24 protein-coding genes and 1 tRNA gene are annotated in these 24,069 nt (G+C 64.6%); all 25 read left to right on the top strand.

The genetic code is table 11. The annotated features are described in order from the left end of the window. Positions 1 to 31: 31 nt before the first annotated feature. Positions 32 to 997: an ABC transporter permease gene (locus WDA27_00925; protein MFA5889509.1), complete on the top strand. Its 966-nt coding sequence runs from the start codon at positions 32 to 34 to the stop codon at positions 995 to 997. Further along, entirely contained in the window at positions 994 to 2,004 is a 1,011-nt protein-coding gene (locus WDA27_00920) for an ABC transporter ATP-binding protein (protein MFA5889508.1), read from the top strand. Before WDA27_00925 ends, WDA27_00920 begins: the two co-directional genes overlap by 4 nt. Beyond that, positions 2,001 to 3,053, top strand: a complete 1,053-nt coding sequence (locus WDA27_00915; GenBank protein MFA5889507.1) for an oligopeptide/dipeptide ABC transporter ATP-binding protein — start codon at positions 2,001 to 2,003, stop codon at positions 3,051 to 3,053. Before WDA27_00920 ends, WDA27_00915 begins: the two co-directional genes overlap by 4 nt. A gap of 818 nt (positions 3,054 to 3,871) precedes the next feature. Then, positions 3,872 to 4,624: an ABC transporter substrate-binding protein gene (locus tag WDA27_00910; GenBank protein MFA5889506.1), complete on the top strand. Its 753-nt coding sequence runs from the start codon at positions 3,872 to 3,874 to the stop codon at positions 4,622 to 4,624. A gap of 23 nt (positions 4,625 to 4,647) precedes the next feature. Further along, positions 4,648 to 4,899 (top strand): preprotein translocase subunit SecG, encoded by a 252-nt coding sequence (gene secG, locus WDA27_00905; GenBank protein ID MFA5889505.1) that lies wholly within the window; start codon positions 4,648 to 4,650, stop codon positions 4,897 to 4,899. 2 nt (positions 4,900 to 4,901) lie between these two features. Continuing rightward, positions 4,902 to 6,473, top strand: coding sequence for a peptide ABC transporter substrate-binding protein (locus WDA27_00900; protein MFA5889504.1), 1,572 nt, complete (start codon positions 4,902 to 4,904; stop codon positions 6,471 to 6,473). Positions 6,474 to 6,576: 103 nt separating this feature from the next. Continuing rightward, positions 6,577 to 6,663: transfer RNA gene (locus WDA27_00895), tRNA-Leu, on the top strand. 23 nt (positions 6,664 to 6,686) lie between these two features. After that, complete coding sequence (locus WDA27_00890; GenBank protein MFA5889503.1) at positions 6,687 to 7,973, top strand: pitrilysin family protein; 1,287 nt, start codon at positions 6,687 to 6,689, stop codon at positions 7,971 to 7,973. Beyond that, positions 7,970 to 9,301, top strand: a complete 1,332-nt coding sequence (locus tag WDA27_00885) for a pitrilysin family protein (protein MFA5889502.1) — start codon at positions 7,970 to 7,972, stop codon at positions 9,299 to 9,301. The genes WDA27_00890 and WDA27_00885 overlap by 4 nt, the downstream gene beginning before the upstream one ends. A gap of 360 nt (positions 9,302 to 9,661) precedes the next feature. Continuing rightward, the gene (locus WDA27_00880) at positions 9,662 to 10,120 is read left to right on the top strand and encodes an arginine decarboxylase, pyruvoyl-dependent (protein ID MFA5889501.1); all 459 of its coding nucleotides are present in this window, start codon (positions 9,662 to 9,664) and stop codon (positions 10,118 to 10,120) included. Between the two features lie 4 nt (positions 10,121 to 10,124). Then, a complete protein-coding gene (gene speD, locus WDA27_00875) occupies positions 10,125 to 10,469 on the top strand; it encodes an adenosylmethionine decarboxylase (GenBank protein ID MFA5889500.1) in 345 nt (114 codons plus the stop codon). Next, the gene (gene speE / locus WDA27_00870) at positions 10,466 to 11,362 is read left to right on the top strand and encodes a polyamine aminopropyltransferase (GenBank protein MFA5889499.1); all 897 of its coding nucleotides are present in this window, start codon (positions 10,466 to 10,468) and stop codon (positions 11,360 to 11,362) included. The genes speD and speE overlap by 4 nt, the downstream gene beginning before the upstream one ends. Further along, positions 11,346 to 12,173, top strand: a complete 828-nt coding sequence (speB, locus tag WDA27_00865) for an agmatinase (GenBank protein ID MFA5889498.1) — start codon at positions 11,346 to 11,348, stop codon at positions 12,171 to 12,173. Before speE ends, speB begins: the two co-directional genes overlap by 17 nt. Before the next feature lie 276 nt (positions 12,174 to 12,449). Next, positions 12,450 to 13,220, top strand: a complete 771-nt coding sequence (locus WDA27_00860; protein ID MFA5889497.1) for a sigma-70 family RNA polymerase sigma factor — start codon at positions 12,450 to 12,452, stop codon at positions 13,218 to 13,220. After that, entirely contained in the window at positions 13,217 to 14,257 is a 1,041-nt protein-coding gene (locus WDA27_00855; protein MFA5889496.1) for a DUF5667 domain-containing protein, read from the top strand. Before WDA27_00860 ends, WDA27_00855 begins: the two co-directional genes overlap by 4 nt. Positions 14,258 to 14,550: 293 nt before the next feature. Next, the gene (locus WDA27_00850) at positions 14,551 to 14,733 is read left to right on the top strand and encodes a hypothetical protein (GenBank protein MFA5889495.1); all 183 of its coding nucleotides are present in this window, start codon (positions 14,551 to 14,553) and stop codon (positions 14,731 to 14,733) included. Between the two features lie 31 nt (positions 14,734 to 14,764). Then, a complete protein-coding gene (locus WDA27_00845) occupies positions 14,765 to 15,613 on the top strand; it encodes a hypothetical protein (protein MFA5889494.1) in 849 nt (282 codons plus the stop codon). 35 nt (positions 15,614 to 15,648) lie between these two features. After that, positions 15,649 to 16,428, top strand: a complete 780-nt coding sequence (locus tag WDA27_00840; GenBank protein MFA5889493.1) for a site-2 protease family protein — start codon at positions 15,649 to 15,651, stop codon at positions 16,426 to 16,428. Then, positions 16,425 to 17,252, top strand: a complete 828-nt coding sequence (locus tag WDA27_00835; protein ID MFA5889492.1) for a tRNA (adenine-N1)-methyltransferase — start codon at positions 16,425 to 16,427, stop codon at positions 17,250 to 17,252. The genes WDA27_00840 and WDA27_00835 overlap by 4 nt, the downstream gene beginning before the upstream one ends. Positions 17,253 to 17,412: 160 nt before the next feature. Beyond that, on the top strand, positions 17,413 to 19,182 hold the full coding sequence (arc, locus tag WDA27_00830; protein ID MFA5889491.1) for a proteasome ATPase: 1,770 nt from the start codon (positions 17,413 to 17,415) through the stop codon (positions 19,180 to 19,182). Between the two features lie 66 nt (positions 19,183 to 19,248). After that, positions 19,249 to 20,730: a depupylase/deamidase Dop gene (dop, locus tag WDA27_00825; protein ID MFA5889490.1), complete on the top strand. Its 1,482-nt coding sequence runs from the start codon at positions 19,249 to 19,251 to the stop codon at positions 20,728 to 20,730. A gap of 71 nt (positions 20,731 to 20,801) precedes the next feature. Next, on the top strand, positions 20,802 to 21,005 hold the full coding sequence (locus WDA27_00820) for a ubiquitin-like protein Pup (GenBank protein ID MFA5889489.1): 204 nt from the start codon (positions 20,802 to 20,804) through the stop codon (positions 21,003 to 21,005). Positions 21,006 to 21,226: 221 nt separating this feature from the next. After that, positions 21,227 to 21,952 carry a proteasome subunit beta gene (gene prcB, locus WDA27_00815; GenBank protein ID MFA5889488.1) on the top strand — a complete coding sequence of 242 codons (726 nt, stop codon included), beginning with the start codon at positions 21,227 to 21,229 and terminating at the stop codon, positions 21,950 to 21,952. Next, positions 21,952 to 22,647: a proteasome subunit alpha gene (prcA, locus tag WDA27_00810; GenBank protein ID MFA5889487.1), complete on the top strand. Its 696-nt coding sequence runs from the start codon at positions 21,952 to 21,954 to the stop codon at positions 22,645 to 22,647. The genes prcB and prcA overlap by 1 nt, the downstream gene beginning before the upstream one ends. Beyond that, entirely contained in the window at positions 22,644 to 24,068 is a 1,425-nt protein-coding gene (locus WDA27_00805) for a hypothetical protein (protein MFA5889486.1), read from the top strand. The genes prcA and WDA27_00805 overlap by 4 nt, the downstream gene beginning before the upstream one ends. The last annotated feature ends 1 nt before the right edge of the window (position 24,069 follow it).

The raw sequence follows: 24,069 nt of genomic DNA, 5'->3' as shown, positions 1-24,069 counted from the left end.
CGCGAGGGCGGGGACGGAGAAGGTGATCTAGATGCTCCGATACATCATCCGACGGGTGCTCTGGCTCATCTTCGTGCTGTTCGTCATTACGCTCATCACTTTCACGATCTTCTACGTCATGCCCCCTACCGACCCCGCCGTTTCGTTCGCGGGGAAGGCCCCGACGCAGGAGACGCTCGATGCCGTCAGGAATACGTTCGGTCTAAACCGGCCGCTGCACGTGCAGTATTTCTTGTTTGTGAAACGGTTCTTCCTCGGCGATCAGTATGGGTGGCCGGGTCTTGGGTTCTCGTTTGCCACGCGCACAGCCATTCGCGCCAGCGTCGTCCCGCGCGCCTGGGTCACGGCGCAACTTGCGATGGGCGCCGCCGCGACGTGGCTCTTGCTGGGGATTCCGATCGGCATCATCTCGGCGCTGAAACGCCGCTCGCTCGCGGATCGCGCTGCGATGGGTTTTGCGCTGTTCGGAGTTTCGGCCCCAGTGTTCTGGCTCGGCTTGATCGGACTGTTCATCTTCTGGCGCAAACTCGGCATCAGTCTGGGTACCGGCTACGTTCCCTTCGCCACGTCTCCGGCGGCCTGGTTCGGCCACTTCTGGCTCGCGTGGCTGGTCTTGGCCTTGCTGTATGCGGCGTTCTACGCCCGCATTGTGCGTGGAAACATGATCGAGGTGATGAGCGAGGACTACATCCGCACGGCGCGCGCGAAGGGGTTAAGTGAGCGCCGGGTCGTGATTAAGCACGGCCTTCGGGCCTCGTTGACGCCGATCGTGACGCTGTTCGGTCTGGACTTCGGCAGTTTGCTGGGGGGCGCAATCATCACAGAAACCGTGTTCAATATTCCCGGACTCGGCCCGTACACGATCAACGCCGTCTACCGCGGTGATCTTCCGGTGGTACTTGCCGTAACGATGTTCGGTGCGTTCGCCATCACGTTTTTCACCCTGGTTGTTGACGTTGTCTACGCATACGTCGACCCGAGAGTGAGATACGAATGACGGGCCCGCTGCTGGATGTGCGTGACCTTCGCGTCCACTTCCCGACGCCCGACGGGATCGTGAAGGCGGTGGATGGCGTGAGCTTTTCGCTCGAGGCCGGCGAGCGACTCGGGGTTGTTGGGGAGTCGGGGTCCGGCAAGAGCGTCACCTTCTTGACGGTGATGGGGCTGATCACGCGCAAGCACGCGGTCATCGAGGGGGAGATCATCTTCCGCGGGCGCAATCTGCTTGAGGTATCGGTGGACGAGATGCGAGAGGTCCGCGGACGGGGAATCGCAATGATCTTTCAGGACCCGATGAGTTCGCTGCATCCGTTCTACCGCGTCGGCTGGCAAATCGCTGAGGCAATCCTGGCGCACGAGGATGTTCCGAAGGCGCAGGCGCGCGCGCGCGCCGTTGAGATGCTGCGCGACGTCGGGATCTCCGAGCCGGAGGATCGCGCGCGGCAGTATCCCCACGAATTCTCCGGAGGAATGCGTCAGCGTGCAATGATCGCGATGGGCTTGGTGCTCGGCCCAGGAGTGCTGATCGCCGATGAGCCGACGACGGCACTTGACGTCACCGTCCAAGCGCAGATTCTCGACCTGATTGATCGGTTGCGAGGGGAGTTCGGGACGGCGATCGTCATGATCACCCACGACCTCGGCGTGGTCGCCGAGCACGCCGACCGCGTGCAGGTCATGTACGCCGGCAAGATCGTGGAGTCGGGGATACGCGACGACATCTACTACGCGTCGCACCACCCGTACACGTGGGGGCTGCTCCAATCGATCAGCCGCCTTGATGACAAGCGCGCGCGTCTGCGTCCGATCGAAGGCAGCCCACCTTCTCTGATCTTCGTGCCGCCGGGGTGTGCGTTTCACCCGCGTTGCCCATACCGCTTCGAGGGGTGCGATCGAGAGATGCCGCCGCTTGTCGAGGAAGAAGCCGGACACAGCTCGGCTTGCCTCCTGCCGATGGAGGACAAGAAGCGTGTGTTTCGCGAGGAGGTGGCTCGGCGAGCATGAGCGTCGAGGTTCGCGAACCCGTGAGCGACGCTGCCGGAGAGATTCGGACGCCGTTGGTGCGCTTGGTCGGTGTAACGAAGTACTTTCCGGTGACGCGGGGACTCATCTTCCAGAAGCGGATCGGCAACGTCCACGCCGTTGACGGAGTCGATCTCGACATCTACCCCGGCGAGACGGTCGGCCTCGTCGGCGAGACCGGGTGCGGGAAGTCCACGACGGCGCGACTCATCATGCGACTGATGGACGCTACCTCGGGCAGTGTGATTTTCGACGGGAAGGACATCACCCGCTTGTCGCGCAGGGACATGCGCCCTTTTCGCAAAGACATGCAGATGGTGTTTCAGGATCCCTATGCGTGTTTGAACCCTCGCAAGTCCGTGGGCTCGATCATCGCGGAGCCGATGCGCATCCACCGCAGCGTGCCGCGCGCTGGAATCATCGGCGAAGTTCAGCAATTGATGGAGTTGGTCGGACTCAACCCCGAGCACTACAACCGGTTCCCCCACGAGTTCTCCGGTGGACAGCGACAGCGAATCGGGGTCGCGCGCGCGCTCGCGCTGCGCCCGCGCTTGATCGTCGCCGACGAACCCGTGTCTGCGCTCGATGTCTCGGTGCAGGCGCAGGTTCTGAATCTGCTGGAAGATATTCAGCGCGAGTTCAACCTTACGTACTTGTTCATCGCGCACGACCTGTCGGTCGTGAAGCACATGAGCAACCGAGTCGCAGTGATGTACCTGGGCAAGATCGTCGAAATGGCGTCGGGGGACACCCTCTACGCGCACCCGCGCCACCCGTACACGGGAGCCTTGCTCTCGGCGGTTCCGGTGCCGGACCCACGCTTGGCGGCGCGAAAGCAGCGCATCATTTTGGAAGGCGACGTACCGTCGCCGATAGATCCGCCGTCGGGATGCCGCTTCCACCCGCGCTGCCCGAAAGCCCAATTCCCCCGATGTCGTCAGGTGGAGCCTGAACTGCTCCCGCACCGTCAGGGTCAGTTTGCCGCCTGCCACTATCCACTTGCGGACCCGGACGATTCCGACGCGCGGTAGCGCAGTGCTCGCCGGCATCCTGCTGGTCGCATGCACTGCGAGTCCGCCGCGTCCGCCCGTTGTCAGGGGGCCGGAGCCTGTGCGCGGTGGGGTTCTGCGGGTTCTGTTCGCAGAGGACGTGGATTCGCTGGATCCTCACCGGGCGGGCCGTCCTGGGTCGTGGTTCGTGGCGCGCGCGCTCCACCGGGGACTGATGGCCTTCCCCTACACCCAGTACCCCTCCGGCGCGCGCCCGGTCCCGGATCTGGCCGCTGCGGAGCCGACCATGTCCGACGACGGCTTGGTGTACGTCTTCCGGCTTCGCGAGGATGTCCGCTTTGGAGCCCCGGCATCGAGGGCTGTGACCGGAGCGGATGTGATTGCCAGCCTCACGCGCGCGCTGCGGGCAGGCGGGGACATCGCTTCAGGGTTGGACGTGGTCGCCGGGGCGCCGGCATTCGCGGCAGGCCACACAGAGCATGTGGTCGGGCTTTCAGTATCAAAGCTGGGGGCGGTTCGCATCAGGTTGAGTCGCCCTGCTGCGGATCTGCTCTCCGTCCTTGCTCACCCGCAACTTTCGATCATCCCCGCCGAGACGCCGCGGTCGGGGACTTCGAACCCCGCGAAGATCGCCGGTGCCGGTCCGTATCGCGTTGCTTCGTACGCCCCCGAGCGTTCGCTCGTACTTGAACGCAATCCTGCGTGGTCGGCGATCTCGGACTCAGTTCGCGCGGCCTACGTGGACCGGATTGAAGCGCGAATGAACGTCGCCGCCGATCAGGCTGGGAAGTTGGTCGCCGCGGGGGAGGCGGATCTGGTCGCCGACCAAGGACCGCCCGATGCGGGCGCTCCTGTGTTTCCCCAGGGCGCGCGCCGGGTGCGTGCGATACCTGTTCATGAACGTCTCGTCGCGGCCGTTCGGCTCCACGCACGTGCGGCGCGGGATCGCGGCACTGGTGCGGCGCGCGCGCATCACACCCGCGGAGGCTTCGGCGGCGGTTCGGATCTTGCCTGCCCTGGTGACGGGCCACGGCGGTGCGGCGGAGATACCCGAGGACTTGCAGGGCGCACGCGCATCACTGCAGGCTGCGGGACTGACGGACGGGTTCTCGACGACGCTCGTGGTTGGGGATTCGGCCCGAGACCGTCGCGAAGCTGGAGCGGTGCGTGCGTCGTTGGCGCGCGCCGGTATCCGCGTCAGGGTCAAGGTCGTCGGCGCCGGGACTTTGCACCGCCGGTATTACGAGCGGGACGGGGCCGCGCCGATGGGGATCGCGACGTGGTGCGCCGACTTCCCGGGACTTGCCGGAGCGGGCGTGCTGAAGGGCGTCTTGGCGTACTCCGGGGACGATGCGGCATCCAACGAAATACGGAGTGCCCGCGCCGTCGCGGGATCCGCGGCAGCCGAAGCATGGCGAGTCGCGGAGACTGCGGTCCTGCGCTCGGCGGTCGTGGTGCCGCTGTATTGGCCTGCGGACCTTGTCGGACTATCCAATCGCCTGTCGGGGTACGTGCCGGCCCCCATGTGGGTCGCGGGGGATCCGGCGAACGTGTGGGTCGGGCCGCAAGCCCCTGCCGCTTCCGCGTCCTGACCCTCGGTGCCGGCAATGGTAAGATGCCGCGCCAATATCGAAACGGAGGCGCTGTGACCCTGGCCATCACGATCGTGCACATCATCGCGTCGATGGTGCTGATTATGTTCGTCTTGCTGCATGCTGGTCGCGGCGGCGGGCTGTCGGACATGTTCGGCGGCGGGATGGGGGTCGGAGGGTCGTCGGTGGCTGAGAAGAACCTCGACCGGCTCACGGTCATCGCTTCGCTCGTCTTCACCATCACGACGGTCCTGCTGCACTTCCGTTTCCAGTAGCCGTGCGCCGACGCGCGGCCGTCGTCCTGCTCGCGGTCCTCTCGCTGATCGCAGGGAGCTGTTCGGTCCGACGACCCGGCCCTGCTTCCGAACGACCTGTTCCCGGCGAGACCCTTGCGGTGGCGGTTCGAGATCTCGAATCGCTCGACCCGGCGAGGGCCACGAGCAAGGGCGCCCTTGGCGTGATGGCGCAGATCTACGATTCCCTGACCGCGGTCGATTCGACCACCAACAAGATCCGGCCGGCCGCGGCTCGATCATGGTCGGTCTCCGACGACGGACTCACCTGGAAATTCCGGATTGCCCCGGCTACGTATACCGATGGCCGGCCCGTGCGCGCTAGGGATTTCAAGTTCGCGTTCGATCGGATCGCGCGCCGCGCGACCGCTTCCGAGGCGGCGTTTCAACTCGAATCGGTTCGCGGGTTTAGCGAAGCACACGTTGAGGGGGCGGCCTCGGGCCTGTCGGGAGTCAAGGCTCCGACCGATCAGGTGCTGACGATTCGCACTGAACGCCCATTCGCCGAGCTTCCGTACTACCTGTCGCACCCCGCCCTTGGCCCCATTCCGATGCATCGGTACGGCAAGTCCGTACGAGGACTCGCCACGGCGCCGGTAACCAACGGCCCCTTCCGCGTCCGATTGGCCTCGAAGACACGAGTTTCCTTGGTTCGAAACGACACTTACTCTCCGACTCCATACCTCGATGGGATCGAGTTTCGCGTGGTGTCGACCGCCGAGGATGGGTGGCGACTGTTCCTTGGCGGCGAGGTCGACGTCGCGGATGTGCCGGCCTCTGCGGTGGCTGCCGCGCGCGGAAGTTATGGGGAGGGGGGATTCACCCCCATGTGGGCTACGCTGTCGTTTGGTTTCAACCTGCGGCTGACCAAGTACCGGGATCCTGCCGTGCGAAGGGCAATATCGCAGGCGATCGATCGCCGCTCGATCGCGGAGACTGTGTACGGAAACACCAAAGATGCGGCGACGGGCCTGCTTCCTGAAGGCGTGCGGGGGTTCGCGAAGGAAGCTTGCAGGTACTGTGCTCTTAACCGGGACGCGGCACGCGCTGCAGTTCGCGCGGCGTTTGGATCTAAGAGGCCGACCATCGCCATCGACCACTTGAACGACGATTCCAGCCGGCAGGTGGCGCGGACCGTCGCCAACGATCTCACTGGAATCGGCTTCGCGACGAAACTGCGCGGGCATTCGTCAAGGGAGTATCTGGCGCTGCTCGAGCAGGGAAAACACGACCTGGCGGAACTGGGGTGGCTGTCCCCGGTGTCCTCGCCCGACGGTTTTCTGGTTCAGCAACTGCGTACCGGATCGCTGAACAATTCCACGGGGTTCTCCGACGCTCGGTTCGACGCGCTCGTGGACGCGGCCCGCAAGGAGAAGCGCGAGCAGGCTCGGCTGGATCTGTATCGTCGGGCCGAGGCGAGGGCACTGGCGCTCATGCCGCTCGCTCCGATCGTGTTCTTCCGGAATCGCACAGCGGTAGCGCCGCGAGTCCGACAATTCTCACAGGACGGCTCAGGCGTGTTCGACGGCTCGCGTATCTGGATCGCGCGCGCCTAGACGCGCTGCGAGCATGCGGCGGAGGAGTTGGTATTCTTTGCCCCGGTCGTGTGGTGCCTGCGAGGGCGAGCGACCGGCGAGGGGCGAGTATCCTCGCAGTTGAGCGGGTGTGCTGGAATAGGCAGACAGGCATGGTTGAGGGCCATGTGGGGGTAACCCCGTGGAGGTTCAAGTCCTCTCACCCGCACCAAAACCTCGTTAATGGGGGATCGCATGGATCGAAGCGCGCTCCCTTCGGTGTCGTTCGAGGAGTGCACCCTCGGCAACGGGATGCGGGTGATCGTCGCACCGGATCGCAGCGTGCCGCTCACCGCGATCGCGATCTGGTACGGGGTCGGCAGCCGCGACGAGCAGCCGGGACGCACCGGACTCGCGCACCTGTTCGAGCACGTGATGTTCCAAGGCTCCCGCAACGTCAAGAAGGGCCAGCACTTCGAGACGATCCAGAAGCTCGGCGGCGAGTTGAACGCCTCAACGTGGTGGCATCGCACGAACTACTTCGAGTGGGCGCCAGCCGAGCACCTTGAGACGCTGTTGTGGCTCGAAGCCGACCGGCTCGCGACGCTTCCCGAGGCGATCAACCAAGAGAACGTGGACAACCAGCGGGACGTCGTCAAGAACGAGCGTCGGCAGGGCTCTGACAATCAGCCCTACGGGAGCTGGCTCGAGAAGATGCAAGCGCGGCTGTTCCCCGAGGGCCATCCATACCACCACTCGATGATCGGTTCAATGGAGGACCTGTCTGCGGCCACGGTCGAGGACTGCATCGGGTTCTTCAATACCTTCTATGCGCCGAACAACGGCGTGCTCTCGATCGTCGGCGACGTCGAGGTCGAGGACGGCTTCGCGCTCGCCGAGAGGCACTTCGGCTGGATCGAACCGAACCCGTCGATCCCGGCGAGCCCCGACGCGTCGAGCGCACCCGGCGGGCTCGGCGGACGCGACACGTTCCGAGACAAGCTCGCGCCGTTGCCGCGCGTGTTCTTCGGGTACAAGGCTCCCGCCGCGGACGATCCGATGTACGACACGATCGCGATAGCCGCGAACGTGCTCGCATCGGGCCGCTCCACGCGGCTCTACAAGAACCTCGTTCGCGATCGGCAGCTGTGCCAGGACGCGACCTTCGAGCCGTGGCCGCTCACGGGTAGCTCGGTCGTTGTCGGCTTCGTCACCCCGAAGCCGGGGACGACACTGGAGGACGCCGAAGCGGCCTTCGAGGAGCAGGTCGCGTCGCTCGCGAGCGATCCTCCCGGCAACGAAGAGCTCGACCGCGTCCACGCGCTCACCGAACGGCAGGTGACCGAGACCGTCTTCCAGCGATGCTTGGAGCGTGCCGACGGGTTGAGCGAGCACGCGCAGGTGTTCGGCGATCCGGGAGCGCTCAACGAGCGGCTGCCGGCGATGCTGGCGGTCACTGGCGAGCAGATCGCCAAGGCTTCCCGCACCTGGTTCGATCCCTCGAACCGCATCACCCTCACGTTCATCCCGGAGGCGAAGTGAACCCGCTTCCCGCTCCCGGTCCCGCACGCCGCTGGGACTTCCCGCAGATCCATCGCGCGCACCTCGACAACGGCGTGCAGATCGCGACGATCCCGCTGCCGGGCAAGACGCTATGCGCTGCGGAGCTCGTGCTAGACGCAGGCGCGACCTTCGACGAGGTCGAGGGCGTCTCGAGCCTGCTCGCACGAGCCTTCAACGAAGGCACGCAGCGTCGCGACGCCTCGGCGTTCGCCGACGCGTGTGAGTCGCTCGGCATGCAGCTGTCGGCGAGCACGAGCTGGGATGCCCTCACGCTGTCGCTGACCGCACCGCGATCCCGCCTCGGCGAGTCGCTCGCGTTGCTCGCCGAGGCCGCGTGGACGCCGTCGGTGCCGGCCGACGGCTTCGGGCGAATCAAGCGCGAACGGCTCGTGCAGATCGAGCAGGAGAAGGCGAACCCCGCGAACCGCGCTACACAGGAGTTCCCGAAGCACGCCTATACGCGGGACTCGGTGTACTCCCGTGCGATCCGCGGCACCGCCGAGACCGTCGCTGCGATTCGTCGCGAGGACCTCGTCGCCGCGCACGAGCACATGGTCTCCCCCGGCTCGGCGACGCTCGTCGTCGCAGGAGACGTCGAACCCGCTTGGGTGCTCGAGCAGGCTGGCCTCGCGTTCGGCTCGTTCACGCGTCCGGAGACCGGTCGCAAGGTGCCGACCACGACCTCGGCGATCGACGCGACCCGGATCGTGCTCTTGGATCGCCCCGGCTCAGTGCAGACGAACCTCGTGATCGGGCATCGCGGCATCGAACGCACGCACCCGGACCTCGATGCGATCCGCGTAGCCTCCTACATCCTCGGCGGCTCGTTCACCTCCCGGATCAACCAACGGCTTCGCGAGGAGTTCGGGCTGACCTACGGTGCGCGCGCAGGTTTCGAGCCGCGACGCGCTGCGGGGCCGTTCCGGATGACCGCGCCGGTGCAAGCCCCGAAGGCACCCGAGGCGATCCGGGAGACGCTGCAGATTCTTCGGACCTTCCGCGATGAAGGCCTCACGGACACCGAGCACGAAGCTTCTCTCGATTCCCTGCGCGGCGCGTTCCCGCTGCGCTTCGAGACCACCGGCGCGATCGCCGGCGCCGTGGCCGACCTTGCGATCTACGGGCTGCCGGACCAGGATCTGCAGGCCTATCCGGAACGCATCGGTGCGGTGACGCGGCAGCAAGCGAACGAGGCTGCGCGCGCGCACCTCGACCCGGACAGGCTGCTGATCGTGGCCGTCGGTCCCGCCAACGAGATCCGCGGCGAGTGCGAGCAGATCGCACCGACGATGATCGCCACCGACTGACCGTCAGCCCGGGGTCTTCACCCGGGCTACGAGCGCAGACGAGGGCGGCCATGTTCCCTCCCGGGGTGGTGGTTCTCGAACTCCTTCGCCACATTGTGGCAGTCGGACTCTCATGGTTCATGGACCCGTCTCAGGGGACCCCGTCAGACCCTTTGGGATTTCGACTAGACGCTCGACTTCTGCACGAAGGTTCAAGAGCTGTCCTATCAGGTGCACCAAACGGACACCATGTCCGCTGGCGTCCAAACATATTTGCGCGAGGGCCCAACCTGGGTTACAAAAGATCCGTCGCGCGGTCCGGAGTGGCCGCGCGCCGTCATGCTGGCCCGCCGAGTGTGCGGGGTGCGAGAGAGGGGTGGGATGTACGAGCAGCCGAAGTTTGTGTGTCTTGCTTCAGGAGCCGCTGAAGGCGACTCAGAACTAACAGCGTTTGATAACGCGCTACGTAAGGCCGGGATTGGGGACGTCAACCTCATCCGCGTGAGCAGCATCGTTCCTCCCGGCGCCTCGATGTCTCCGCTTCCCGACCTTCCGATGGGCGCTCTCACGCCCGCCGCGTACGCGAAGGCGGTCAGCAACGTTCCCGGACAAACCATCGCCGCTTGTATCGGCGTGGGCTGGACCCCGCGCGGCGGTGTCCTCATGGAGGCATCCGGGATCGAGACGGCGGAGGAAATCGAAGCCCGCACGCGCTTGATGGTCGAGGAAGGCATGCGTGTTCGCGGCATGGAACCGTTCGAGCTCTACTTCGCGACGGCCGAGCACACCGTGGAGCGGATCGGATCTGCGATCGCGGCTGCGGTGTTGTGGAGGAGGTGACGAGATGAACGCGCTAGGGCGGCATTTTCTCATCGAATTGTGGGAAGCCGATAATCTGGATAATCCCGAGATCGGCGAGGAAGCGCTGATCCAAACCGTGAACGCGACCGGGGGAACACTGCTGGATACGCGCGTCATCCCGTTCCCGAACGGCGGGTACTCCGGCGTGTGCATCATCGCGGAGTCGCACGTCACGATCCACACTTGGCCCGAGTACGGGTACGCCGCAGTGGACATGTTCACGTGCGGTCCCCACATGGACTTCGATGCGGGCCTCGACATGCTCAAGAAGTACTTCTCCCCGAAGACCATGCAGGTCGTCGAGGTGAAGCGCGGTCTGGTCGTTTGAGGTTCGCCGAGGAAGTATCTCCGGGGTTCTTCTACACCTATGAGGGCGACCTCGTTACGTCGGAACATTCGCGGTTTCAGCGCATAGAGATCTGGGGTAATGAAACCTTCGGGCGCATCCTCGTGCTCGATGGACTTGTCCAGACCACTGAGCGCGATGAGTTCATCTACCACGAGATGCTTGCGCATGTACCGATGCTGTCCGTGGAAGCCCCGCGGTCGGTCTTGGTGATCGGCGGCGGAGACGGTGGGACGCTGCGTCATGTGTTGATGCATCCGAGCGTCGAGCGCGCAGTGATGGTTGAGATCGATGAGCGCGTGACGCAGCTATGCCGCGAGTGGATGTCATCGATCGCCGGAGAGGCTCTGGAAGATCCGCGCGCCGATGTCCGCTTCACCGATGGAATTGCATTCGTGCGCGACTCCGACGAAACGTTTGATGTAATTCTCGTGGACTCGTCGGACCCGGTCGGACCCGGGGAGGGCCTGTTTACTCCGGAGTTCTATGGGACGGCAGCGGCGCGCCTTCGTCCCGGCGGCGTGCTGGCGGCGCAGTCGGGCTCGCCGATGTTCCAACAGGACGAGATGCACCGAGCGCATCGTCACGCGCGCACTGCGTTTCCCGACGTGCGCGCCTACACCTGCACCATCCCGACCTACCCCGGGGCGTGTTGGAGTTTCGTGATGGCCGGAGAGAGCCTCGATCTCGATGCCGACGCAGCCGCCGAGCGGGCGTCCGCGCGCGGATTGGTTACGCGCTACTGGACTCCGGCCTTGCAGCGGGGTGCCTTCGACCTGTCCGCAGTCGCCGAAGCCGTTGTTTCTCCGCACGGGCCACCGCACACCTGGGGGCGATCCCCAGAGGAGAATCGCCGCGTTGTTCCTCGAATCTAGGCCCGACGACGGCCGGCCGGCCGACGTCCTGATCCACGGCGTTCCGTACGACGGCAGCGTGTCGTATCGGTCCGGCGCGGCTGCAGGGCCTATCGAGGTTCGCCACGCTTCGGACTCGATAGAAAGTTACTCGCCGCGTACCGGCCGGGACCTTGGTGACATCGACTTCGCCGACGCCGGCGATCTGGACGTGACGGGACTCGAAGGCGCTCGACTCATGGATCGCATTGCGCAGACGACTGAGGCGCTGACGCGGCGCGGTCGCCTCGTGGTGACGTTCGGCGGGGACCACTCCGTGTCGATCGGAACTGCGCGCGGGTTGCGCGCCGCGCACGCAGATCTCGTGCATGTTGTGTACGACGCTCATATGGACATGCGCGCGTCCTACGACGGCACCGAGTTCTCGCACGCGTGCACCACGCGGCACCTCAGCCTGACGGGTTCGACGTGGTTGCTGGGGGTGCGCTCGGGAACTCGCGAGGAGTACGCAGACGCAGACGGAATGCTGACCGGATGGTCGGACCGCGTCGATCTTCCGCCGGGCGCGCGCGAGTCGATCTCCGGGCGCCCGGTGTTCGTAAGCGTGGATTTGGACGTGCTCGACCCGAGTATCTTGCCGGGCACAGGCACGCCTGAGCCTGCCGGAGCCTCGTACCGGGATCTTCGCGAGTCCTTGCTCGGCCTGGCGGGACTTCGCGTCGTCGGAATCGACTTCCTCGAACTCGCGCCGGCGCTGGACCCCAGCGGACTCTCCGCGGTCGTAGCCGCTGAGCTTGCGCGCGAGAGCATCCTGGGTCTGCTCACTCCATAAGTTCCCTTTCCCCGGTCCTCCCTCATCGCCCCTCTGTGCCGTTCCGCGGGGTGATTTCCTTCCGGCGATCACGGGAATCCGGTACCGGCTTCGGCGAAACACGGCAAAACGCCCGGAGCGCCCCGATGCCCTTCCGCGAGAAATCTCGGATGCCGCGTAACAAACCGGCACGGGGCTTCGTTTGGGAAGGAGAAGCCGGTTCGCCGGCGAATCCTCCGGTTGAGGGACCGGGGAACACTGAGGGGCGGTCTCCCAGCGAGACCGTTGGGACAGAGGATGAAGCCAGAGCTGGAACCGACAGGCCAGAGCCCGGAGCCACAGGGCCCGCCGCTGGCCGTCGCGTCGCCCGCCGGTCTGGCGGTCGAGGTCAGCGCAACCCCCCCGGAGATCCCCGAACTGGTTGCCGCGGCCAAGGCAGGAGATCGCGCAGCCTTTGCGGCCTTGTACCGCAACTACTTGCCGACGGTCTACAAGTTCATCTACTACCGCATGAACTCCAATCGGGCAGTCGCCGAAGACATGACGGCCGAGGTTTTTGTGCGGGCGTTGCGCAAGATCGGCGACTTCAACTGGACGGGAGCGGACTTCGGGTCCTGGCTGTTGCGGATTGCTCGGAACTTGGTGCTCGACAACGCGAAGTCCAGCCGAGCGCGGTTCGAGATCCTCAACGACGAGATGCCTGAACGCGCGACACACGAAGAGCATTCGACCGAGTCGGCCGCGATGGCGAACCTAACTAATCAGGGGGTCTACTCGGCGATTCGCCGCCTCAGCCCCGACCAGCGCGACGTCATCACGATGCGCTTCATTCAGGGCATGGAGGTTGGAGCCGTTGCTGCGGCGCTTGGGAAGAAAGAAGGGACCGTCCGAACCTTGCAGTTCCGCGGGCTTAAGGCGCTGCAGAAGCTGCTGGTCAAAGACGGCGTAGTTGACCTGACCGACGCAGCGATTCGCCCCGACGGGGTGCGAATGGCGTCAAATGGTCGCGGAGAGGGCCGAACGGAATCGGAGGCCGCTCGTTTTGGCGTAGCGGAAGGTGACCGATGAGTGCACGAATGGGGGAAGAGCAGGCCTTGGCGCTCGCGCTTGAAGGACGCGAACCGGCGCGCGACGATGTCGTGTCGCTGATCGCCTTGACCGGCGTGCTCGCGTCGATGCCGGAGCCCGAGATCGACGAGGGGTTCGCCGCGGCGCTGGAAGCACGCTTGATGACCGAGGGCTTGCAGGAACAGCATGCTCCTCGGCGCCTGACGTTGGTTTCCTCGATTCCTCCGACTCCCGCAGACGAGATCGTCCGTCGGGCCGACATCGTGCGCATGCCGCGTCGTCGCATGGTGGTGCGTCGCGGGATCGCAGCCGCGGTGGCGGCAGCTTCGCTTGCGGCTTACCCGCTGGCGGCGGCGGCATCTTCGCTGCCGGGCAGTCCCTTCTACGGCATCAAGAAAGCCGTCGAGCAGGTTCAGATCACCTTTGCCGGAAACGTGGTTCAGGATGGATTGGCGTACGCGCGCCTCGCGCAGCGCCGAGCCGACGAGATCGCGCAACTGGTTGCGCTCGACGAAGACGCGAACTTGATCGCAGCGACGGCGTCGGAGGTCGGCGTTGACTTGCGCAAGGCGAACGATCTGGTGCTCGGGAACACCGTCGACCCCGCGATCCTGCGCGCGTTGGCGGTTATCGCCGGTGCGACCGGAAACGGGATGGCTGCGTTGGATCTGCCGATGGGCGCGCGCGCGGCTGTCGACGACGCAATCGCAGCAACACGCGAGATCGAGGCTGCCGTGGCGCGAGCACTCGGCGGGGCGACGATCGCTGCGCAGGCGCCGGAGCCCGCGGTTGAGATGTCGGCGACAGGGATCAGTCTAGGTTCGGACGGGGTCGGCGTCGGGGTTTTGGGAGAGGCTCGCACGTCGTCGAGGGCCTCGATCGTCTCGCCGAAGGCTCCGCCGGTCGTCGAGGAACCCACGGGCGATGACGGGACAGGCAAAGCCGTCAGCGATCCGGTCCCGGGATGCGCGATTCCCGGCAGCGCCGACGGTCTCGGTGACCTTGGAGCTCCGTTGGCACCGCTGTTCTGCGAATAGCGCCGGCATAAGCGACCACAACAAAGGCGGCCCGTGGGCCGCCTTTGTTGTTTGGTGCGACCGTTTGCGCGGTACGCACGAGAACTAATGTCGCAACACGGATTGTCCGATGAGAAGAAATGACTAGATACACCAACGTTTCAGGCCCGAACGTTTCGCCGTAAGACTCGTTTTCCGGTGTGGAACGGACAACAGGCACGAAGGCCCGACAACACAATGAATGCCCTAAGCGGAAGATGAAGGACCGGACGGGCAGATGGTGCAGCGCCGGTCACATGGGGGAGATGGGGAGGATGCAGCAGACACGAGGAACTCGGAAGCGTGGGTCCGCCATAGACCACCACCGCATCTCGTTAGATGTAACGGATCAGCAGGATGTGCTGGACCGCAAGATGCGTGAAGCGATTGAGCGAATCGAGCGGGTGCGATCCAAGGCGCTTCTGGCAGTCGGCTCGATGCTGGCTGCCGACCGCTAGGCGCGCGGCAGTGATCGCCGATGGGGGATGAATGAGAGCACGGACGGCAGTGGCCGCAGGCATAGCGGCCGCCGTGATGCTGGGATCCGGTGGCGCGGCCGCCGAGGCTCCGGCGCAGGATTGCGTCGATGGTGCTGCGTTCAGATACTGCGGTGAACACGTACCGGCGGGCCTTCTTCCGTTGAGGTTCATGGTCAACCTGGCGAGCGCGCCGGCGAACTTGCGGGACGACCCGAAGTTCGGGGATGAGGTTCAACCCGCGATTGCGGCCGCGGCGGCGGAGTGGAACCGCTACTGGCCGATCAACAGAGGTTCTGTCGGCTGTGAGGGACTCTGCGGCGATGGGGAAACCAGCGCACAGATTCTCAGAGACGGGCAGAACACGATCAGTTGGGGAGCCCCCGCGTCATGTCCCGGCGGAACGACCAACACCATCGCGATCGCCTGCCTGTACTACGAAGGTTCGACGAAGCGAATCATCGAGGTCGACATCGTGTTGAATGCTCAGAAGTCTTGGCGCTATCCGCATGCGAGCCTGGGAGGGCAGGACGGTCGGAGCGAGTTGGCCGCCGATAATCCTCAGGACGTCGTGATTGGAGAAGCGGGCGGAGTGTTCCCGTCGCCGGCGCTCAACCCGACGGGATCGGCCTCCTGGTACGACGTGGAGTCCGTGCTGGCGCACGAGTTCGGGCATGCGCTGGGGCTCGAGGACATCGGGAACCCGACGCAGGAGTGGCCGGGCGCGCTAAGCGACTCCGCCATCTACACCGAGACGATGTACCGCTGGTATTACCCGCGGACGACAAACAAGCGCACTCCCGGCCCCGGAGATATCGCAGGTTTGCAGCTTGCCGCGCGGGATTCCCAGTCGGATCGCTGAGCGGGTCTTCCCCCTGCCGGTACCATGGTGCTCTCATGCCGGCTGCCGCGCGCCATCCTGCCGTGTCGAGAGGTCTGCGCATCGCGCGGCCGTTCGGCATTGATCTTCGCGTGGACCCAAGTTGGTCGGTGTCGCTGCTGATCTTGTCTGCGTTCGCGTACGAAATGATCGTTCCCAGCGTGGCTCCGCATGCTGTGACCGGCGCGCGCGCGGCGCTCGCCGTAGTCTTCGCACTCCCAATCGCGGCGTGCATCGTCGTGCACGAACTTGCGCACTCGCTCGTGGCGCGCGCCTGGGGGGTGCCGGTACGCGGCATCACCCTGTTTGCCTTCGGAGGCGTGTCGCAGATGGACGGTGAAGCTCCCAGCGCCGTTTCGGAGTATCAGATCGCGGTCGCCGGGCCGCTGGCAAGTGTGATGATCGCCGGTCTGATGGCGGGAGTTGCACGCGGGATTGCGGCGGACGGGCATCTTTCGGGTCCGTGGGGCGCGATCGCGGTCGTCAATTTGTACCTCGCGCTGTTCAACTTGCTTCCGGCTTTCCCGATGGACGGAGGTCGGATCCTGCGGAGCCTGCTGTGGGCGGGGAGCTGTAGTCGCGCGCGCGCGACGAAAGTGGCCGCGTTGGCAGGGCGCGGCTTCGCGGTACTGTTCATTGCCGTCGGGGCCATCACGTTCACCTTGTCGACGCTGTCCGGGGACGGCGGTATGGGCAGTGGGATCTGGATCGCTCTTGTGGGCTTGTTCCTGTACAAGGCCGCTCAAACTTCCGGCCGTTTCGAGGGCGGGGAACATCCGAACGAGGAGCCACGATGAACGCAGACGAGGGTCGCAACGTATCGACGGGAGGCGCATTCGTCACGGGCGATCGCGTGTTGCTTCTCGATCGCAAGGCCCGCCGTTATCTGTTGAAGTTGCGGACGGGAGCGCAGTTCCATTCCCACCGTGGCTATGTTGACCACGACTCGATCCTGGGCGAGGCTGAGGGCGTCGCGGTGCAGTCCTCCGGAGGAGCAACCTTCGTGGCGGTGCGTCCTTCTCTGACGGATTTCGTGCTGAAGATGCCTCGGGGAGCCCAGGTTGTGTATCCGAAGGACATCGGAGCGATCATCATCGGTGCCGACATCTACCCGGGCGCGACGGTCATCGAGGCCGGGACCGGCTCCGGGGCTCTCACGATTGGCCTTCTACGCGCCGTAGGCGCGCAGGGCAGAGTCGTTACGTACGAGAAGCGGCCGGAGTTCGCCGAGCGCGCGCGCTTGAATATCGAGTCCTTTTTTGGCCGGATCCCGGCTTCGCTCGACATGCGCGATGGTGACCTTGCGGATGCCGATCTTACCGGGCCGGCAGACCGGATCGTGCTCGACATGCCCGAACCATGGCGAATCATCCCGTTTGCGACGCGTGTCCTTCGACCGGGCGGAGTGTTCTGCTCGTACGTCCCAACCGTCCTGCAGTTCGCGCAGGTGACCGAGGAACTCCGGGCTGCGGGCTTTATCGAGGTCGTGACCTCCGAGACGCTGGTTCGCACTTGGCACGTCGAAGGACAGAGCGTCCGCCCCGACCATCGCATGGTTGCCCACACGGGCTTCCTTACGATGGGTCGATACATGGGCGCCCCGGCGCCCGACGCCACCTGACGCAGAGTTCTTTAGCGTGGCCTTCCGTGTGTCGAGACAGGGGGCAGAGGAGTCAAACCAAAGTGTGCTTGTGCCGGGTGGGCAGCGACTCGACCGTATAATCGAATCGTTGCCCGGGAGACCGGTGTCACGTCGACCGGCGGGGCGCAGGAGGTACGCAATGCGTGACAGAGCGAGCGGCGGGGACGCCTTCGACGAGGCACGTTTTGTCGAGGCGCAGAAGGAGGTCGCCGAACTGCGACTCCAGATGCGTCACATCGAGGAAGAGGCCGGAATCCTTCGGCGTCGCTTGGCGGACCCTTCGGGACAAGTTGCCTTACTGGAGGATCGACTCGCCGAGACTCGCGCGCGCCTTACGTCTGCGATTGCCCAGAATGAGCGTTTGGCATCCGTTCTGAAGGAAGTTCGCGAGCAGATCGTGACATTGAAGGAGGAAGTCGAGAAGCTCTCGGCTCCGCCGTCCGGCTTCGGAGTCTTCATGGCGACCAACGAAGACGGCAGCATTGACATCATGACCGGCGGCCGCAAGCTCCGCGTGAACATCGCCAACGAGATCGACCCGAAAAGCCTCGTCCGCGGACAGGAGGTCATGCTGAATGAGGCTATGAACGTGGTCGCGGTGCGGCAGTTCGAGGTCCAAGGCGAGGTTGTCACGCTCAAAGAGATTCTCGATGCCGAGCGGGCCATCGTGGTCGGTCGCGGCGACGAGGAGCGCGTCGTGTTCCTCGCCGATCCGCTCACGGGGCAAAGCCTGCGCGCCGGCGATCACCTGATGATGGACCCGCGTTCAGGCTACGCCTTCGAGCGCTTGCCGAAACCTGAAGTTGAGGAGTTGGTCCTGGAGGAGGTTCCCGATATCTCCTACGAGGATATCGGCGGACTCGGAAACCAGATCGAAGCGATTCGCGACGCAGTGGAGCTTCCGTTCTTGCACACCGAGTTGTTTGTCGAGCACCAGTTGAAGCCGCCGAAGGGCGTGCTGCTGTACGGCCCTCCGGGCTGCGGAAAGACCCTGATCGCCAAGGCCGTCGCCAACTCCCTGGCGCGCCGGATGAAGGAAAGGGCGCAAGGAGAGACCTCGAAGGCGTACTTCTTGAACATCAAGGGACCTGAGTTGTTGAACAAGTACGTCGGGGAGACCGAACGACAGATACGCCAGATATTCCAGCGGGCGAAGGAGAAGTCGGACGAGGGATTCCCCGTCATCGTCTTCTTTGACGAGATGGACTCGTTGTTCCGCACGCGGGGGTCGGGTGTTTCAAGCGACGTCGAGAACACGATCGTCCCGCAGCTGCTTGCTGAGATCGACGGCGTCGAGACGCTGTCGAACGTCATCGTGATCGGCGCTTCCAACCGCGAGGACATGATCGACCCGGCAATCCTGCGCCCCGGGCGCCTGGACGTGAAGATCAAGATCGAGCGCCCAGACAAGGCGGCCGCCGGCGAGATCTTCGCCATCTACTTGCGTTCCGATCTGCCTCTGGACTCCACGGAAGTCGAGGCTGCGGGAAGCCGAGAGGCGTGCGTCGCGGGAATGATCGCAGCGACGGTCGAGCGGATGTACGCCGACGAGGAGGAGAACCGCTTCCTCGAGGTGACGTACGCCAACGGCGACAAGGAACTGCTGTACTTCAAGGACTTCAACTCCGGCGCGATGATCGAAAACGTTGTGGCGCGCGCGAAGAAGGAGGCAATCAAGCGCGTGCTGGCCACCGGAGAAAAGGGACTACGCCTCACGGACTTGATGCATGCGATTCGCGACGAGTTCAAGGAGAACGAGGACCTTCCGAACACCACCAACCCGGACGACTGGGCGCGCATCAGCGGCAAGAAGGGTGAGCGCATCGTGTACGTCCGCACACTGGTGAGCCACGGCGACGAGGGCTCCAGCCGCACGATCGATACGGTGGCGACCGGCCAGTACCTGTAAGGGCTTCTCTCCGCTCTGCCCACCGGTAGGATGGCTGCACTGCCGTCCGGGCGGGAGGAGGGTCGCGTGGCAATCCCCAAAGTGATGGGGATCGAGACCGAGTACGGGATCACCGTGCAGAACGCCCACGGCTTCAATCCGGTGCTCGCGTCCAGCCTGCTCATCAACTCGTACGTCAACCAGGAGATGCGCCGCACTCGCTGGGACTACGAGGAGGAGAGCCCGCTTCGGGACGCCAGAGGATTCGAGGCCGTGCTCCCGGCAGAAGCCCTCACCGACGAGGATCTGGGGCTTGCCAACGTGATCCTGACGAACGGTGCGCGCTACTACGTCGACCACGCGCATCCCGAGTACTCAACTCCGGAGTGCTTGTCGCCTCGCGACCTCGTCGTGCACGACAAAGCGGGGGAGCGAATCCTGGAGCGATCGTGCGCGCGCGCCGGCGCAGGGCTGCCGCAGGGACAGCAGGTTCTTGCATACAAGAACAACACGGACAACAAGGGCGTTTCGTACGGCACGCATGAGAACTACTTGGTGGATCGCGCCGTGGCGTTCTCGAGGATCGTGACCGAGATCCTCCCGTTCTTCGTCACGCGCCAGATCTTTTGCGGCGCGGGCCTGCTGGGGGGAAAGGTGAAGGGAGCCGTCCCGTATCAGATCTCGCAGCGTGCCGACTTCTTCGAGGTCGAGGTAGGCCTCGAGACCACCCTGAAGCGCCCGATCGTCAACACGCGCGATGAGCCACACGCCGACCCGGAGAAGTACCGACGGCTGCACGTCATCATCGGCGACGCGAACATGAGCGAGGTCGCTACGTACTTGAAGGCCGGAGTGACCGCGATCGTGCTGATGATGATCGAGGACGAGGCCGTTACCCACGACTACTCCATGTCGAACTCGGTGCAGGCCTTGCACGCGATCTCTCACGACATCAGTTGCGCTGAGACCGTGCGCCTGCGCAACGGGAAGTCGGTGCGCGCGGTTGACGTGCAGTGGGGGTATTTCGAGATGGCCGCGAAGTACGTCGCCCGTCACGACGTGCCTGCCTGGGCGGGTGACGTGATGTCGCGCTGGGAGGAGGTGCTCGGAGGCCTTGAGCGCGACCCGATGTCGCTTTCCCGCCAGATCGACTGGGTCGCGAAACTCGCCATGATGTCGGCCTACCGGGATAAGCACGGGCTGGAGTGGAATGACTCTCGCCTACGGATGCTCGACCTGCAATACCACGATGTCCGCGCGGACCGCGGCATCGCAAACATGCTTGTGCGAAAGGGCAAACTGGACCGGCTTTCGACCGAGGAGGAAGTGCTCCGGGCGGTGGACTCGCCTCCGGTCGACACACGCGCGTACTTCCGCGGACGGTGCCTGGCGCAGTACGCGTCGCACGTTGCGGCAGCCTCGTGGGATTCGGTGATCTTCGACATAGGCGGAGAGAGCCTGCAGCGTGTTCCGATGCACGAGCCGTTGCGAGGCACCGAGGCGATGGTGAAGCCGTTGCTGGACTCGTGTGCGACTGCGCAGGAGTTGATTGCGCGGCTGCAGATCTGAGGTACCCACCACGCGGCGATCGGCGCCGGGCCGCACGTATGATGAAGGGACGCCTGGCGGAAGGAGGGGCCGTGACAAAGGGCGGCGAGCATCAACAGAAGAGGACCGACAAGCAAGAATCCGAAGCCCCGCAGGCGGACGCGACGTCCGAAGTTGCGGAGCGCGCGGAGGAAATCAAGGAAGAGATCGACGATCTGCTGGACGAGATCGACGGCGTCTTGGAGCAGAACGCCGAGGAGTTCGTACGGTCCTATATCCAAAAAGGCGGCCAGTAGCGTAGATGTGATTCTCGCCGGCGCCGCGATGCGTTGTCGGGTGACGGTTTGATGCAAGCCGAGGTGGAAATCATGCGGAGTCTGACATTCCCGAGTGCGGCCGGGATCGCCCTGGGCGAGGAGGGACGGCGGTGACCGGTTCTTCGGAGTTCCCCCCGAACTGGTCGCGCGCGGCATTCTCGTTCGATGCGAATCCCTCGTTTGCGGATCTCGTTCGTCGTATCGACCCCGGACTGCTTCCGCGCGCTGACTTAGCGTCGGGAAGCCCGGTGCGAATTCCCGTCGCTACCACGATCCTGGCACTGCGTTTTGCCGACGGCGTGCTGGTGGCCGGCGATCGTCGTGCGACCGAGGGGTACACGATCGCCGACAACAGGATCGAGAAGGTGTTCGCTGCGGATGAGTTCTCGGCGGTGGCGATCGCCGGGGCCGCAGGACCGGCGTCGGACATGGTGAAGCTGTTGCAGGTCGAGTTGGAGCACTACGAAAAGATCGAAGGTGAAACGCTCTCGCTTGAGGGCAAGGCGAATCGCCTGGCGCAGATGATCAAGCAGAACTTTCCGATGGCGATGCAAGGCATCGTCGTCGTACCTTTGTTCGGAGGGTTCGACCGCCGACGTGACGAAGGGCGGATCTTCCGATACGACGCCATCGGAGGCCGGTACGAAGAGATCGACTACCACGCGACCGGGTCCGGGGGAGTGCATGCCCGGGCTACGTTGAAGAAGCGTCACCGGGGAGACATGCCGCGCGCGGAGGCCGTACGCGCAGCCGTCGAGGCGCTGATAGACGCGAGCGAGGAAGACGCTGCCACCGGCGGCCCTGATCTTGGTCGTGGGATCTTCCCCGTTGTGGCCCTGGTCACGACCGACGGATACGAAACCATCGACGATGCGGAGTTGCGTGGCATCACTGAGGACTTGCTGCGCGAAAGGGGTCGTCTCTGATGTCGCCGATGCCGTACTACGTTTCGCCTGAGCAGTTCATGAAGGACAAGGCCGACTATGCGCGCAAGGGGATCGCGCGCGGCCGGTCGATCGTCGCATGCGAATGCGAACCGGGGATTCTGGTCGTCGCTGAGAACCCCAGCGCCACGCTCCACAAGATCAGCGAGATCTACGACCGCATCGGCTTCGCTGCGGTCGGCAAGTACAACGAGTTCGAGAATCTGCGCATCGCCGGCGTGCGTCTGGCGGACATGCGCGGATACTCCTACGGGCGCGAAGACGTGACTGCGAAATCCGTTGCAAACGCCTACGCTCAGGCGCTCGGGTCGATCTTCACCGAGCAGATGAAGCCGTTCGAAGTCGAGATCTTGGTGGCACAGGTAGGCGCGAACCAGGATACCGACGAGATGTACCGCGTTTTGTACGACGGGTCTTTGCAGGACGAACACGACGTCGTCGCAATGGGTGGGCATGCCGAGACGCTGATCCAGTCGTTGCGCCAGGGCTATCACACAGGGATGGACTTGGCGGACGCGGTGCGTTTGGGCGCGCGGGCATTGGGGGATGCCGACCCCTCGCGTCCTCTCGTCGCCCGAAGCCTTGAGGTTGCGCTGCTCGATCGAACGCGTTCGCGGCGCGCGTTCCGTCGCATTGCGACCGAGGAGGTCGAGGCGGCATTGGCGGCGATCGGATGACGGTCGAAGACGAGATCCCACCGCAGGATTTGACCTCGTCCCCACCGTCGGCTCCGCCACAGGGCGGGGCGGCGCGGGCGCTGCTGACGCTCGCACTCATCTTGTCATTGACGGCAAATGGGATTCTCGTGTTTCGCTTGCTGGAGGCAGAGAGCAGCGCGACTAAGGAGCAGAAGCGAAGTGGTGTTCTCGCCGACGAGCTTGAGGCGGCGCGAAAGGCATTGCGGGCGGGCGCGCGCCCGGACAATCCGATCGACGCCATTGCGACGGCGGTCAGCCGGCTCCGGGGCCTTGCATTCAAGACCTCAGTGATACCCGAGGTGCTGACCCCGGCCAAGTTCAAGCAGCGCGTCGCGGAGCAGTTTCGCAAGGATGCCGATGCCGAGGAGTTCGCCGCCACCGGCAAAGTCCTCAAAGTGATGGGATTGCTGGCTCCCCAGGCGGATCTGTTCGCGATGGTTGAACGACTGCAGGCCGAGCAAGTCGTCGGCTTCTACGACAACAAGACGAAGAAGCTTGTGGTGTCGGCCACAGGCACAGGAGCGTTGTCGCCGCTCGACCGCGCGCTGCTCGCGCATGAGTTGACGCATGCGCTGACCGATCAGCACTTCGACCTCGGGCGCCTGGACGAGTTGCAGGACACGCAGAAGGACGACGAGGCCATGGCGTACTTAGCGCTGGCCGAGGGCGACGCGACTTTGACGATGCGTTTGTATCAGGAGCAGATTCTGACCGAAGAGGAGCGTCGCCGGCTTTCCGAAGAGGCCCGCGGGCTGTCGCAGGACGTGCTGGATGCCGCGCCGAAATACCTGCAGTACGCGCTGGAGTTTCCCTACGTTCGAGGCTTTGACTTCGTCAAGGGCATGTACGACCGCGGGGGGTTCGAGCTCGTCGATCAAGCCTACGGGGATCCTCCGGTTTCCAGCGAGCAGATCTTGCACCCTGGGAAGTACCTCGATACCAGGGACGCGCCCGTGTCGGTGCGGATGCCGGATGTGCGCGGCGCAATGGGTGCCGGATGGCGGACGCTGCAGGACGGCGGCATGGGGGAATTCGATGTGCGCGCGCTTGTGGACTACGGCGGAGCCGGGTTGTCTCTCAGCGACGCAATCGACGCGTCGTCTGGGTGGGACGGCGGTCGCTACGTGGGAATCGAGGGAGAAGATGGCGTTCTGGTGGCGAGCCTCACGGCGTGGGATTCTGTAGGACGGGCTCGGGAATCTACTCGCATCCTCGGGCGCTGGTTACCGATGCGTTTCCGCAACCAAGGCAAGGCGTTTGAAGTTGGGGGCGACGGCCGCGGGTGGAGCGCCAAGAACGGCGCCGCGGTCGTACTTCGAAACGGAGATCGCGTCCTTTTGTTGATCGGGCCCTCGATCGACGCGGTGAAACGGGCTCGCACTTCGTTCGACGGATTCTAAG

The organism is Actinomycetota bacterium (genome assembly GCA_041658565.1).
Taxonomy (GTDB): domain Bacteria; phylum Actinomycetota; class AC-67; order AC-67; family AC-67; genus JBAZZY01.
Note: the sequence above shows the minus strand (reverse complement) of the source record. Positions and strands in the feature narration are given on the sequence as shown.

Coding starts and splice junctions, on each gene's coding strand:
- WDA27_00860 (MFA5889497.1), top strand. CDS start 12,450: ATGAAGCCAGAGCTGGAACCGACAGGCCAGAGCCCGGAGCCACAGGGC.
- WDA27_00880 (MFA5889501.1), top strand. CDS start 9,662: ATGTACGAGCAGCCGAAGTTTGTGTGTCTTGCTTCAGGAGCCGCTGAA.
- WDA27_00920 (MFA5889508.1), top strand. CDS start 994: ATGACGGGCCCGCTGCTGGATGTGCGTGACCTTCGCGTCCACTTCCCG.
- WDA27_00915 (MFA5889507.1), top strand. CDS start 2,001: ATGAGCGTCGAGGTTCGCGAACCCGTGAGCGACGCTGCCGGAGAGATT.
- WDA27_00855 (MFA5889496.1), top strand. CDS start 13,217: ATGAGTGCACGAATGGGGGAAGAGCAGGCCTTGGCGCTCGCGCTTGAA.
- WDA27_00850 (MFA5889495.1), top strand. CDS start 14,551: ATGCAGCAGACACGAGGAACTCGGAAGCGTGGGTCCGCCATAGACCAC.
- WDA27_00890 (MFA5889503.1), top strand. CDS start 6,687: ATGGATCGAAGCGCGCTCCCTTCGGTGTCGTTCGAGGAGTGCACCCTC.
- WDA27_00845 (MFA5889494.1), top strand. CDS start 14,765: ATGAGAGCACGGACGGCAGTGGCCGCAGGCATAGCGGCCGCCGTGATG.
- speD (MFA5889500.1), top strand. CDS start 10,125: ATGAACGCGCTAGGGCGGCATTTTCTCATCGAATTGTGGGAAGCCGAT.
- prcA (MFA5889487.1), top strand. CDS start 21,952: ATGTCGCCGATGCCGTACTACGTTTCGCCTGAGCAGTTCATGAAGGAC.
- WDA27_00805 (MFA5889486.1), top strand. CDS start 22,644: ATGACGGTCGAAGACGAGATCCCACCGCAGGATTTGACCTCGTCCCCA.
- secG (MFA5889505.1), top strand. CDS start 4,648: ATGCCGCGCCAATATCGAAACGGAGGCGCTGTGACCCTGGCCATCACG.
- arc (MFA5889491.1), top strand. CDS start 17,413: ATGCGTGACAGAGCGAGCGGCGGGGACGCCTTCGACGAGGCACGTTTT.
- WDA27_00835 (MFA5889492.1), top strand. CDS start 16,425: ATGAACGCAGACGAGGGTCGCAACGTATCGACGGGAGGCGCATTCGTC.
- WDA27_00925 (MFA5889509.1), top strand. CDS start 32: ATGCTCCGATACATCATCCGACGGGTGCTCTGGCTCATCTTCGTGCTG.
- WDA27_00840 (MFA5889493.1), top strand. CDS start 15,649: ATGCCGGCTGCCGCGCGCCATCCTGCCGTGTCGAGAGGTCTGCGCATC.
- WDA27_00910 (MFA5889506.1), top strand. CDS start 3,872: ATGCGGGCGCTCCTGTGTTTCCCCAGGGCGCGCGCCGGGTGCGTGCGA.